Annotated in this window: 13 protein-coding genes and 1 pseudogene; 6 read left to right on the forward strand and 8 right to left on the reverse strand. The window is 64.2% G+C overall.

Annotated features, from left to right (window positions below; genetic code table 11):
- The first annotated feature begins 35 nt into the window (after window positions 1-35).
- The 3 genes from gloB to AC0L20_RS31045 all read left to right on the forward strand — a co-directional run bounded on the left by gloB (window position 36) and on the right by AC0L20_RS31045 (window position 2,022).
- Window positions 36-803 (forward strand): hydroxyacylglutathione hydrolase, encoded by a 768-nt coding sequence (gene gloB / locus AC0L20_RS31035; protein ID WP_473294379.1) that lies wholly within the window; start codon window positions 36-38, stop codon window positions 801-803.
- 37 nt (window positions 804-840) lie between these two features.
- Window positions 841-1,263, forward strand: coding sequence for a cupin domain-containing protein (locus AC0L20_RS31040; protein WP_247396468.1), 423 nt, complete (start codon window positions 841-843; stop codon window positions 1,261-1,263).
- 75 nt (window positions 1,264-1,338) lie between these two features.
- Entirely contained in the window at window positions 1,339-2,022 is a 684-nt protein-coding gene (locus tag AC0L20_RS31045; RefSeq protein WP_473294380.1) for a flavin reductase family protein, read from the forward strand.
- 8 nt (window positions 2,023-2,030) lie between these two features.
- Here the strand turns inward: AC0L20_RS31045 and yddG are convergent, their stop codons facing one another.
- From yddG to AC0L20_RS31060, 3 genes are all read right to left on the reverse strand, one after another.
- The gene (gene yddG / locus AC0L20_RS31050) at window positions 2,031-2,900 is read right to left on the reverse strand and encodes an aromatic amino acid exporter YddG (protein WP_473294381.1); all 870 of its coding nucleotides are present in this window, start codon (window positions 2,898-2,900) and stop codon (window positions 2,031-2,033) included.
- A 128-nt stretch (window positions 2,901-3,028) separates the two neighbouring features.
- On the reverse strand, window positions 3,029-3,754 hold the full coding sequence (gene phbB, locus AC0L20_RS31055) for an acetoacetyl-CoA reductase (protein ID WP_456766678.1): 726 nt from the start codon (window positions 3,752-3,754) through the stop codon (window positions 3,029-3,031).
- Window positions 3,755-3,994: 240 nt separating this feature from the next.
- Complete coding sequence (locus AC0L20_RS31060) at window positions 3,995-5,173, reverse strand: acetyl-CoA C-acetyltransferase (RefSeq protein WP_007599150.1); 1,179 nt, start codon at window positions 5,171-5,173, stop codon at window positions 3,995-3,997.
- 305 nt (window positions 5,174-5,478) lie between these two features.
- Between AC0L20_RS31060 and phaR the strand changes: the two genes are divergently transcribed.
- Window positions 5,479-6,075 carry a polyhydroxyalkanoate synthesis repressor PhaR gene (gene phaR / locus AC0L20_RS31065; protein ID WP_473294382.1) on the forward strand — a complete coding sequence of 199 codons (597 nt, stop codon included), beginning with the start codon at window positions 5,479-5,481 and terminating at the stop codon, window positions 6,073-6,075.
- A gap of 217 nt (window positions 6,076-6,292) precedes the next feature.
- Here the strand turns inward: phaR and AC0L20_RS31070 are convergent, their stop codons facing one another.
- On the reverse strand, window positions 6,293-7,180 hold the full coding sequence (locus AC0L20_RS31070; protein WP_473294383.1) for a branched-chain amino acid aminotransferase: 888 nt from the start codon (window positions 7,178-7,180) through the stop codon (window positions 6,293-6,295).
- Window positions 7,181-7,297: 117 nt separating this feature from the next.
- On the opposite strand from AC0L20_RS31070, the gene AC0L20_RS31075 reads away from it, so the two are divergent.
- On the forward strand, window positions 7,298-8,233 hold the full coding sequence (locus AC0L20_RS31075; RefSeq protein ID WP_473294384.1) for an alpha/beta hydrolase: 936 nt from the start codon (window positions 7,298-7,300) through the stop codon (window positions 8,231-8,233).
- 48 nt (window positions 8,234-8,281) lie between these two features.
- Here the strand turns inward: AC0L20_RS31075 and AC0L20_RS31080 are convergent, their stop codons facing one another.
- Window positions 8,282-8,527, reverse strand: a complete 246-nt coding sequence (locus AC0L20_RS31080) for a hypothetical protein (protein ID WP_473294385.1) — start codon at window positions 8,525-8,527, stop codon at window positions 8,282-8,284.
- 440 nt (window positions 8,528-8,967) lie between these two features.
- Between AC0L20_RS31080 and AC0L20_RS31085 the strand changes: the two genes are divergently transcribed.
- Window positions 8,968-10,551 (forward strand): sensor domain-containing diguanylate cyclase, encoded by a 1,584-nt coding sequence (locus AC0L20_RS31085; protein WP_473294386.1) that lies wholly within the window; start codon window positions 8,968-8,970, stop codon window positions 10,549-10,551.
- Window positions 10,552-10,564: 13 nt separating this feature from the next.
- On the opposite strand, the gene AC0L20_RS31090 is transcribed toward AC0L20_RS31085, so the two are convergent.
- The 3 genes and pseudogenes from AC0L20_RS31090 to AC0L20_RS31100 all read right to left on the reverse strand — a co-directional run.
- A complete protein-coding gene (locus AC0L20_RS31090) occupies window positions 10,565-11,125 on the reverse strand; it encodes a carboxymuconolactone decarboxylase family protein (protein ID WP_027568030.1) in 561 nt (186 codons plus the stop codon).
- A gap of 110 nt (window positions 11,126-11,235) precedes the next feature.
- Window positions 11,236-12,396 (reverse strand): PLP-dependent cysteine synthase family protein, encoded by a 1,161-nt coding sequence (locus AC0L20_RS31095; RefSeq protein WP_456766683.1) that lies wholly within the window; start codon window positions 12,394-12,396, stop codon window positions 11,236-11,238.
- 44 nt (window positions 12,397-12,440) lie between these two features.
- Window positions 12,441-12,521 (reverse strand): annotated as a pseudogene (locus tag AC0L20_RS31100) (AsnC family transcriptional regulator); the annotation flags it as partial.
- Between the last annotated feature and the right edge of the window lie 121 nt (window positions 12,522-12,642).

The following is a 12,642-nucleotide window of genomic DNA, read 5'->3' on the forward strand; positions in this document are numbered from 1 at the left end:
TTTGTCTGACGGAGCTGAGCGCGATCGGAGATGACATGGCCGCCGAAATTCGTACTTTCCCCTGTTTAAACGACAATTTCGGTTACCTGATCCACGATGTGGAAACCAAGGCGACGGCGTCGATCGACGCGCCGGAGGCCGGCCCCATCCTGAAGGCGCTCGAGCGCGAGGGCTGGCAGCTCACCGACATCCTGATCACCCATCATCATGGCGATCATGTCGGCGGGGTCGCCGAACTCAAGCAGAAATACAATTGCCGCGTCGTCGCGCCGCACGACAAGACCACTAAGATCGCAGACGTCGACCTGCGCGTCGCCAATGCCGAAATCGTCAAGGTCGGCAACTTGCTGGGGCGCATACTGGAGACGCCCGGCCACACGCTCGACCACATCTCCTATGTGTTCGACACCGAGAAAGCGCTGTTCGCCGCCGACACGCTGTTCTCGATCGGCTGCGGCCGCGTGTTCGAGGGCACCTATCCGATGATGTGGGATTCGCTTCTGAAGCTGCGTGCCCTGCCCGACGACTTCAAGCTCTATTGCGGCCATGAATACACGGCGTCCAACGTCAAGTTCGCGCTGACCGTCGACCCCGACAATGCGGCGCTGCAGGCGCGCGCGGCCGAGGTGGCGAGGCTGCGGGCCGAGAACAAGCCGACCATTCCCTCGCTGCTTGGTGACGAGAAGCGGACAAACGTGTTCCTGCGCGCCGATGAACCGTCGATCGCAGCCAGGCTGCACATGAAGGGCGCGGATGCCACCGCGGTGTTCGGCGAGTTGCGCGAGCGCAAGAATAAATCTTGAAGAGCAAGTCCTGAAGACCAAATCCTGACGGGAATCGATGCCAACCGCAGCCGAGATCATCGCGCGCCTCGAACTCCGACCGCATCCCGAAGGCGGGCACTATCGCGAGACGTTTCGCGACCAGACCACCGACTCCAACGGCCGCGCGCGCTCGACCCTCATCTACTTCCTGCTGGCGCGCGGCGAGCGCTCGCACTGGCACCGCATCGATGCGGTCGAGAGCTGGCACTATTACGCCGGCAGCCCGCTGACGCTGCGCATCGCCCATGACGGCTGCTCCCAGCACGAGGTGCGGCTCGGCACGGACCTGTTGAACGGCGAGCGGCCACAGGCGATCGTGCCGGCTGATGCGTGGCAGACGGCAGAGACCACCGGCGAGTGGACCCTGGTCGGCTGCACCGTGGCGCCAGCATTCGAGTTCGCCAAGTTCGAGCTCGCGCCGAAAGGTTGGGAGCCCTGAATCTCAATCTGGAATCGGGTGGGTTTGGTCCGCGTCACGCCTTAGGACAGCGTTTCAAGCGAACAGGAGCGCACGATGCACGGAACACTCGGCCCCGCCGCCGTCCAGATCGACCCGGCCATTTTGTATTTCGGCACGCCCGTCGTCCTCATCGGCTCAACCAATGAAGACGGCACTTCCAATCTCGCGCCGATGTCGTCGGCATGGTGGGTCGGGTGGCGCTGCATGCTGGGACTGGCTCGGAATTCCAAGACCACCGAGAACATGATTCGCACGGGCGAATGCGTGCTCAATCTGCCGTCCGCCGATCTCGTCGCCGCGGTCGATCGCCTCGCACGGACCACGGGATCGGATCCGGTGCCGCCCGGCAAACTCTATCGCGGCTATCGGCACGAAAAGGACAAGTTCAGTCGTGGCGGACTAACCGCGCTGCCGGGCGAAACAGTCGCCGCACCACGTGCGGCCGAGTGTCCCGTACAGATGGAAGCTAAGGTCGCCCATGTGCATGAGATGGCGCAGGACGACCTGGTCTGGCGCGGCAATCTCGCTGCGATCGAGGTCCGCATCACCCGCGTGCACGCGCACCCAGAAATCATGATGGATGGCGCCACCAATCGCATCGACCCGGACAAATGGCGGCCGCTGATCCTCAGCTTCCAGGAGTTCTACGGCCTGATGCCGCAACGCTTGCAGCGCTCCGAACTCGGACAGATTCCGGAGGCGATGTATCGGCCGCCGGGTTGGCAGCCGGCGCTTTAGCGGCGCCCTCACCGCTTCCGCAGCACCATGTCCTTCGCCGCGATCAGGCCGCCGCCGGCGATCAGGATCGCGGCGATGGCGATGTTGGCGCTCGCCTTCGCAAAGCCAGCGGCGATGAGGAAGCCGGTCGAGAGTAGCGGCGTCGCGTAGGACGCGGCGCCGAGCACGCGGATGTCGCCGCGCTTCATGCCGATGTCCCAGGCGTAGAACGCAGCACCGACGGGACCGATGCCGAGCGCGATGACGGAGAGCCATTGCAGCGTCGTGTCAGGCCATACCGTGGTTTCGAGCAGACCATGCATCAGCGCGGCAAGCATCGCGGTGGCAAGACAGAATCCCGCGACCGCATCGGTCGGCACCGCCTTCAATCGCCGCGACAACACCGAATAGATCGCCCACACGAACGCTGCGATGAAAGCCGCGGCCAGTCCCGGCAATTGCCCCTGCGTGAAGCCGGAGGCGTTCCCGGCGAACAGCAGCACGGTGCCGACGAGGCCGAGCACGGCGCCGACGACGTGATGCAAGGCAAGCCGCTCGCCCGGCAGGAACGACGAGAACAGCACGATCAGGAGCGGCCACAGATAATTCAGCAGGCCGGCTTCAGCCGGCGGCGCAAAACGCAGCGCGAGGAAGTACAGCGCGTGATAGCCGAACAGTCCGCCGACACCGACGGTCCACACGGCAAGCGGCTGACGCAGGCTTTTGGCCGCCTCGCCGCGGCCGATCCAGGTGAGCAGGCCGACGAGACCGCCGATCGCGAACGTCATCGCGGCCAGCTGGAACGCCGGGATCTTTCCGGTCGCCACCGTCATCACCGACAGCAGCGACCACATCAGGATCGCGGTCAATCCGATCAGCGTTGCCGTGCGGGGAGTCATCGATCAAAGGCTCTGAGGACGTTTATGCCCGGCACGAGGCCGGGCATTTTCGTCTTCACTATCGCCTTGTCGCGCCTGAAGCTACAGGCATTTGGCTCAGCGACATCCAGCGGAGAGAATTGGCGTCATCAGGCCTGGTATTGGCCGCCATTGATGGTCAGCGTCGAGCCGGTGATGAAGCCGGCCTCGTCGGCCGCCAGGAACACGACCGCGCGCGCGATCTCTTCCGGCTCGCCGAGCCGGTTGACCGGGATCTGCGGGATCACGTTCTTTTCCAGGACGTCCTTCGGCACGGCCTGCACCATTTCGGTGTTGATGTAGCCGGGGCAGATCGCGTTGACGGTGATGCCGCCCTTGGCGTTCTCGAGCGCGAGTGCCTTGGTGAAGCCGATGTCACCGGCCTTCGCGGCGGAATAGTTGACCTGTCCGAATTGTCCCTTTTGGCCGTTGATCGACGAGATCGAGATGATGCGACCGAACTTGCGCGCACGCATGCCTTCAATGACTGGACGCGTCATGTTGAACAGCGAACCGAGGTTGGTATTGATGACGGCGTTCCACTGCTCGAGCGTCATCTTGTGGAAGGCGGTGTCGCGGGTGATGCCGGCATTGTTGACGAGCACGTCGATCGGGCCGATCTCGGCCTCGACCTTCTTCACGCCCTCGGCGCAAGCATCGAAACTGCTGACGTCCCATTTGTAGACGGCGATGCCGGTCTCGGCCTTGAACTTCTCTGCCGCCGAATCGTTGCCGGCATAGCTCGCCGCAACCTTGTAGCCGGCTGCCTTCAGCGCCTTGCTGATCGCAGCTCCGATGCCCCGCGTACCACCCGTCACCAATGCAACACGTGCCATATCGTATTTCCTTCCCTTGGACTCTTCGGACGTTTCTGAGTGATCGTTTTTAAGTGCGGATTATGGGGGACGTTTGACGGACATCAAGAACAAAACGCCCGGCGTCGAGCCGGGCGTTTCTCTTTAGTCGAGGCTTGTACGGTTGCGAAGAATATTTGATTTGCAACCGCCGCCTTTTTAATCGCGTGCAACGCACTCAGCAACGCGTGCAGCGCACGCACAAATGATGCGTCAACTATCTCAGTCGCGCGCCACACACATCGCGATACCCATGCCGCCGCCGATGCACAGCGTGGCGAGGCCCTTCTTCGAATCGCGCTTCTGCATCTCGTGCAGCAGCGTCACCAGAACGCGGGCTCCGGAAGCACCGACCGGATGGCCGATTGCGATCGCGCCGCCGTTGACGTTGACCTTAGAGGTATCCCAGCCCAGATCCTTGTTGACGGCACAAGCCTGCGCCGCAAAGGCTTCGTTGGCCTCGATCAGGTCGAGATCGCCGACGTTCCAGCCGGCCTTCTTCAGCGCGGCACGCGAGGCCGGGATCGGGCCCGAGCCCATGATCTTCGGATCGACGCCCGCCTGCGCCCAGGACACGATGCGCGCGAGCGGCGTCTTGCCTTCCTTGGCGGCCTGCTTGGCGGTCATCAGCACCACGACCGCAGCGCCGTCATTGATGCCGGACGCAGAGCCCGCGGTGACCGTGCCGTCCTTCTCGAAGGCGGGACGGAGCTTCGCCATCGCGTCGACCGTTGCGCCATGGCGCGGATATTCGTCGGCGCTGACGACGACATCGCCCTTGCGTCCCTTGATGGTGACGGGAACGATTTCGTCGTTGAATCTACCGGCCTTCTGCGCGGCTTCGGCCTTCTGCTGCGAGGCGACCGCGAACTCGTCCTGCTGGGCGCGGGTGATCTGCCACTGCCGCGCGACGTTCTCGGCGGTGTTGCCCATGTGATAGCCGTTGAAGGCATCCCACAGGCCGTCCTTGATCATGGTGTCGATGAATTCGACTGCACCCATCTTGACGCCGCCACGCAGGTACTGGGCGTGCGGAGCCATGCTCATGGATTCCTGGCCGCCGGCGACCACGATCTCGGAATCGCCGTTGAGCAGTGCCTGATAGCCGAGCGCAACGGTGCGCAGGCCCGAACCGCAGAGCTGGTTGACGCCCCAGGCCGGGCTCTCGACCGGAATGCCGGCATTGATCGAAGCCTGGCGGGCCGGGTTCTGGCCTTGGGCGGCGGTCAGGATCTGGCCCATGATGACTTCGGAGACCCGGCCGGGCTCGATGCCGCCGCGCTCCAGCGCGGCCTTGATGGCGATGGCGCCGAGATCATGGGCGGGAAGGGTTGCGAACGCTCCGTTGAAGCTTCCGACCGGGGTGCGGGCGGCGCTGACGATGACGACATCGTCTGACATGGGCATCTCCTGGGTTGTATGGGGGCAGACGGGGCTGGGGAAAACGGCTCGCCAGTCTCGGACGGCATCCTGTTAACGTCGTTGAGGCATGTCAATCGGCCGGCGGCCGAATTCATCCCGCAGCGCATTCAAAATAGCGTTCTTGGCGCTTTCGCAAGCACGTTTTTGCTGCCCGATTAACCGTGGCGCACAAAACGGTAGCGTGACCCCTTTGAAAATGCTTATTTTGTTGCGTTGCGTACTCTTCCCGCCCTGCGGCATAGCCCGTCAGGTTCCCGTTCTCCGCGTCTTGCAAGTGAGAGCCCATGGCGAAATCAGACCAACCCACCACCATCAAGAAATACGCGAACCGTCGGCTCTATAACACCGGGACGAGCACTTACGTGACGCTGGAAGACCTCGCCTCCATGGTCAAGGACGGCGAAGATTTCCTGGTCTACGACGCCAAGACCGGCGACGACATCACCCGCTCCGTGCTTGCCCAGATCATCTTCGAGCAGGAGAACAAAGCCGGCCAGAACCTGCTCCCGACCACCTTCCTGCGCCAGCTGATCCGCTTCTACGGCGACAGCATGCAGATGGTGGTGCCGAAATATCTGGAGCAGGCCATCGCCTCGCTCACGCAGGAGCAGGAGAAGTTCCGCAAACAGATCGCCACCTCGCTGTCCGGGACCCCGTTTGCGCCGCTGGAGGAACAGGTCCGCCGCAATATGGAGCTGTTCCAGCAGACCTTCTCGATGTTCAAGCCTTTCGCGCCCGGCGCAGCCCGCCCCGCAGGCTCCGCGGAGCCGGCCCCCGAGGCGACCGCCGAAGCGCCGAACGACAGCAACATCGACGATCTGCGCCAGCAGATGAAGGACATGCAGGAACGCCTCGAGCGGATGTCGAAGAAGGACGAGTAAGTCCTGCCCCACCGCGCCGAAGTGAGCCGACTGCTCCCGCAAGGTCGTCCTGGCGAAAGCCAGGACCCATTACCCCAGGGAGTGGTTTGGCGAAGACCCGTCGCCCGGTACTGCTAGCGATCTCCACGGATGGACCGCGCGGTATGGGTCCTGGCTTTCGCCAGGACGACGATGAAGAAGCAGCGCGCTCAAGCTTCCGCAACGACGGGATTGCCGCCTACGCCGCCAGCTTCACCGCATGGGCAAAGTCCCAATAGAGCTTGCGCGCCAGCGTATAGAGCGGGCCCGGTTTCAGCTCACGATCGTCGATGCGGATCACCGGCGCGACTTTTGCGAAATTGCCCGTGGAAAAGATCTCGTCGGCGGCGAGGAAGTCGGCATAGCGCAGCGTCTTCTCGACCACGGTGACGCCGTCGGCGCGAAGCAGGCTGATGACGCGCTGGCGGGTGATGCCGTTGAGGAAGGTGCCGTTCGGCACCGGCGTGTAGACCACGCCGTCCTTGGCCATGAACACGTTGGAATTGCCGAACTCCGCGACGTTGCCGAGCATGTCGAGCATCAGCGCGTTCTGGAAGCCGCGCGAGGCGGCTTCGGCAAGCGCGCGCGAATTGTTCGGATAGAGACAGGCGGCCTTGGCGTCGACCGGGGCGCATTCGGCGGTGGGCCTACGGAACGGCGACAGCGTGATCGCGTTGCCGACCGGCTTTGGCATCGGCGCCTCGTAGATGCACAGGCACCAATCGGTGGTCTCGGGGTCGAACAGCACGCCGCCGCCCGAGCCGTTCCGCGCCCAGTACATCGGACGGACGTAGAGCTCGGCATTCGGCGCGAAGCGTGCGATGCCCTCGTTTGCGAGTGTCAGCCAGGTGCCGGTATCGACCAGCGGCTTCAGGCCAAAGCTGACCGCGGATTGATTGGCGCGGGCGACGTGGCGGTCGAGATCGGGCGCGACGCCTTCGAACGCCCGCGCGCCGTCGAACACGACCGAGCCGAGCCAGGCCGCATGCGTGCGCGGACCCATGATCGGCACATTGCCGTCATGCCATTTGTCCTCGAAGAAGGTCCAGCTCGGCGAATATGCGATGGGTTTTTTGATCTCGGCCATGACCGGCCTCTCCCTTGGCGTGGTGCCGCATTATAGCGCCACTATTGGGCGCAATTTCTAAATGATTCCCTGCGGGAAAATGGTGAGTTACCCTCCCGGAAGGGGAAAGGAAGCACCATGCCGCTCGATCCGCTCGCAAAGCGTTTGTTGACCATGATGGCTGCGGCTGCGCCGCAGGCGCGGAGCCGGCCCAACGTGGAGGCACGGCGGCAATCATTGGCAAAGCTGATGCAGTTTGCGCGCGCCGATGCGCCTGACGTGACGACGTCCGACGGCGCGCTGCCTGGTCCCGGCGGCGCGCTGCCCTATCGTCTCTATTCACCCGCAGGCGCCGATGATCGCGCGCCCGGCTTCGTGTTCTTTCACGGCGGCGGACTCGTCGCCGGCAGCATTGCCACGCACGACCGCATCGCGGCGGCGCTGGCGCACGCGACCGGCTGCCGTCTCGTCTCGGTCGATTACCGGCTGGCGCCCGAGCACAAATTCCCCGCCGCCGTGGACGATGCGGTCGCCGCCACCGAATGGGTCGCGCGCGAGGCCGCATCGCTCGGCATCGACGCCGGGCGTCTGGTGCTCGGCGGCGATTCCGCCGGTGCAACGCTGGCTGCCATCGTGTGCCAGGAGGCGGCGCAGAGCGCAGGCCTTTCCATCGTCGCGCAATGCCTGATCTGCCCGGTGCTGGATTTCGAGGAGGCCTCGCCTTCGCGCGAGGCGTTCGCCGAGGGCCACCTGATCGACCGCATCACGATCGAAGCCGATCTCGCGGATTATCTGCCCGAGCACCTGGATGCCGCCGATCCCCGCATCTCGCCCTTGCGCGCGACACGGCTTGCGGGCCTGCCGACCGCCATCATCCACACCGCCGAGTACGACCCGATGCGCGACGAGGGCAATGCCTATGCCCGCAAGCTGCTCGCCGCGGGCGTCACGGTCGAGCACGTCTGCCACGAGGGCATGGTTCACAATTTCCACGCCATGGGCGCAATCCTGCCGCAGGCGCAGCTCGTGCTGTCGCAGATCGGTGAGCAGGTCAGGCGGGCCGTGGGGACGTGAGGCACTTCGTGTTGCCGTCTCCCGCGACGGGAGAGCAAAGAGAATGCCTCACGCTCTCGCCTCGATGACGGAACGCGCCGCCGCGACGTAGTTCGGCCAATGCGCGTCCGCATAGCGCTCGGCCTGTCGCACGCAGGTGACGTCGGGCGCATGCGCAGCCGCGATCATGCGCGCAAAGCGCTCTTCGGCGACCGTCACGTCATCGGCCGCGGTCGAGGGCGCGGCTCCTGCGACGGTCGGCACAACGGCGAGTCCCGCCAGTCCGGCGAGCAGGATGCGGCGTGACGTGTCCATGGCTATCGTTCTCCATTGTCCGGCCTGCACTCTGGCGGGGGTTGTGTCCGTGCGGTCACGGCAACGTACCTGCGTGCATTCGCACCGTCCACCGATTGCGGACACCGCTTGACCACGCGGGCGATCACATTCCATCCAGCAGGCAGTTCCGCCATCAGGGGAAACGCGTAACGTTGCGGACGCCGCTCTACGCGCTGCGCAGCTGACTGCGGACCGTGGTGGATTTTCCGTAAAGCGGAGCGTCCGCATTTTCACGGATATCGGAGCAAGGCCGCTCCCGCTCATCGTTGATGATGAAGGGCTTTTCGCGCTCTCCGCTGACGTAAACGACGCCGGATGCGTGAACCAATTGTTAGCTCTCTCGCGTAATCGCCCACCGCCTTACCTTTCGGCAAATAAGCTTGCGGCAAACTGAGCCAATTCCGCTTGGGAGGTTGGGAATGCCCCGCTTGGTATCGGAACGAACGTTCCTCGCCGGCCAGATCTTCTTCAACTTCGGTCAGTCGACGATCGATTGCATCGTGCGCCGGATGTCCGAAGACGGCGCGACGCTGGAGGTGCAGACCAGCCTCGGCGTGCCCGACCAATTCCAGCTCCGGCTCGCGGGCCAGGAGATCCTCTCCTGCCGTGTGCTCTGGCGGTCGGACCGTCAGGTCGGGGTTGCGCTCGGAGCGGAAGACCATGTCGAGCCGAAGGCCGTGGACGAGCAGGAGCGGCCGACCGATTCGCTGATACGCGGACAGATGCTGGCGCTCCGCGCAGCGCTTGATTTCGTCCCGCTGGGCATCGTGCTGCTGGACGCCAATCTCCGCGCGCAGTTGATCAATCGGGCGTTCCGGCAGATGTGGCTGTTGCCGGACGAAGTCGCCAACAGCAACCCGTCATTCGTGACGCTGATGCATCATGGCCGCGATACGCTCGCCTACGAGATTCCGCCGGCCGAGCTGGAGGCCTATGTCGCCGAGCGCGTCCGTCAAATACAGATAGGCGATGCGTCGCCGCGCGACCTGCGCCGTACCAGCGGCGACGTCGTTCGGATGCAATGCACGCCTCTGCCCAACGGCGGGCGGATGCTGACCTATACGCCGGTCACCGACATCGTGCGCTACTCCGACGAGCTGAAATTGCTGCGCGACGCCCTCGAGAACGTCGAGGACGGCGTGCTGCTGCTCGACCGCGATCTCAACGCCAGCTTCATGAACCGGCGCATGCGGCGGTTCTGGGAGGTGAGCGAACATGAAGCCGCCGCCCGCCCGACCTATGCATCGTTGGTGAGCCGGGTGCACCGTGCGAGCGCGCCCGATCTGCCGGCGAACGAACTGGCGAAATTTCCCGTCAAGCGCGTCGCCGAAGTCAAGGCGGGCGATCATGTGCGCGACCTCCAGACGCCGGATGCGCGGCGGATCAGGGCCCACTGCACCACGATGTCGAACGGCGGCCGCATGCTGACCTATGTCGATATTACCGATCTCACCAACAAGGCCAACATGCTGGAGCGTCTGGCCACCACCGACCCGCTCACGGGCCTCTATAACCGCCGCCATTTGCTGGGCTCGCTCGAGGCCGAATGGAGCCGCTTCCAGCGCTACTACCGCTCCGTTTCGGTCCTGATGCTCGACATCGACCATTTCAAGTCGGTCAACGACCGCTATGGCCATGCGGTCGGAGACGAGGCGATCAAGGCCGTGGCCGCCGCATGCCTCGATGGCAAGCGCAAATCGGACGTCGTGGGCCGCTTCGGTGGCGAGGAGTTCGCGATTCTGCTGCCCGAAACCAGCCTGTCGCGTGCAAGAATCGTCGCCGAGAGAATCCGCAAACGCGTGATGAGCGCACAGATCGCCGCCGACCAAATTCAGTTCGGCGTCACCGTGAGCATCGGCATTGCGGAAGCAAGTGTCAGCATGTCCGGCATCGACGCCTTGATGAGCGCGGCCGATCACGCGCTCTACCAGGCGAAGGCCGAAGGCCGCAACCGCTGCGTCGCCTGGTCGCCCCCGCCGCCCATGAACAAGGCGGCGGAGTGATCGCACCGCAGATCTAGTCCGGCACCGGCACGTCGAACGTGTTCAGCGTGACCGACACCATGCAGTAAACGCCGACGAGATAGGACAGCTCGGCCGCACCGTGCTCGCCGAATTCCTTGACCGCGGCCCGATAAGTCAGTTCCGGCAGCACGCCGCCGCTGACCAATGCGGACGCCACGTCGTAGGCGACCGCTTCCTGCTTGGTGAGATCGACCGGCCGCTGTCCGGCGACGATGGTCGCGAGCTTCTCGTCGGAGAGGCCGCGCTGCTCGGCGACCAGCACATGCGCATAGAGCTCGTAGCCGGAACGGAAATGCGAGCCGGTAACGAGGATCGCGACCTCACGCACCGGCGCCGGCAGCAGCGGGTTCGCGGCGATCGCCTTGACCAGCTCCCACACTGGCTTGCCGAAGCGCGGCTCGCGGATCCATGGATTCCAGGGCCCCAGCAGCGCGCCATCGTCGCGCATGTTCACAAAGCCCTTGAAGTGGTCCTTGATACCCGCTCGCATGTCGTCATAGAGCGGCTTCTGTTCGGCACTCAGGTCTTTCGGATCGAGAATGGGAAGGCGCACGGCGGGTCTCCTCGTTGAGAGGCGCGAGGCTCGCCCGCGCGACGGCGCAAGGCAAGTGAAGTTGCCGTGACGGCCGTGCAATTTTGCAAATGGCAGGGAAGCGCCAGCTATCAGGCGCCAGGATGTCGCAAGTTCTGCGGATTCGTTACGTCTTCGAACTCGAGCGCCAGTGGCTGCGCCGTATCGAGGAACGACGACAAGGCCGCCTCGAACGGCGCTGGATCGAGACCGCGCGCTTTCAGCCAGGCGGGCTCATAATAGGTCTGCCGGTAGCGCTCGCCGGAATCGCAGATCAGCGTCACCAGCGATCCCGTCTGATTCGCCTTTCGCATGTCCGAGGCGAGCCGGCACAGCGCCAGGAAATTGGTGCCTGTAGAGCCCCCCACCGCGCGGCGCAGCCGGCGCGATAGCACGTTCATCGCCGCGATCGTCGCCGCATCCGGGATCTTCATCATGCGGTCGACCACGCCCGGCACGAAGGAGGGCTCGCAGCGCGGCCGCCCGACACCTTCGATCAGCGAGGGGCGGTCGCAAACATGGGAGCGGTCCTGCGAGCTGAAGCAGTCGAAGAAAGCGGAATGCTCGACATCGGCGACGCACAGCCGCGTCGGATATTGGCGATAGCGCAAATAGCGTCCGATGGTGGCCGAGGTGCCGCCGGTGCCCGCGCCCATCACGATCCAGTCCGGCAGTGGGCGCGGCTCGCCCTGCAATTGCGTGAAGATGGATTCAGCGATGTTGTTGTTGCCGCGCCAGTCGGTGGCGCGTTCCGCGAAGGTGAACTGGTCCATGTAGTGGCCGCCCAGCCGTGCGGCCAGCGCGCCGGCCTCCGCATACAGCGCGCGGCCGTCGTCGATCAGATGGCAGTTACCGCCGTAGTGCTCGATCGCGGCGATCTTCTCCGCCGAGGTCGTGCGCGGCATCACGGCATAGAAGGACACGCCGATCATCTGCGCGAAATAGGCTTCCGACACTGCGGTCGATCCCGACGAGGCCTCGACGACAGGCGTGCCTTCGCGGATGTGGCCATTGCAGAGCGCGTAAAGGAAGAGCGAGCGCGCGAGCCGGTGCTTCAGGCTGCCGGTCGGGTGCGTCGACTCGTCTTTCAGATAGATGTCGATGCCAGCGAGCGCCGGCACGATCAGCCGGATCAAATGCGTGTCGGCCGTGCGGCACTGGTCGGCCTCGATCGCAGCGACCGCCTCGTCGACCCAACCGCGCCGATAGGCCGGTCCGGCCGGATTGAGGTGGCGGAAGGGATATGGCTGCATCACCTGAATCTCTCATGATGTGGATCGCGCATCAAGTGCGCCCGCTAAAACTCCAGCGGCGCATTATCGACGACTTCTCTCACGACCAAGAACGTGCCGGTCTGGCGCACTCCAGGCAACGCGATCTGATCCGGGCACGTCCTGATTGCGCTCGTCTCGGCAGTTTTCGATTGCCGGACTGGCCACAATTCTTCTTGCGATCGCAATGTCTTAAGCTTGACACTGATTTATGACCTCCGCTCCTCG

The sequence above is a fragment of the Bradyrhizobium sp. Kon58 genome (genome assembly GCF_055807455.1).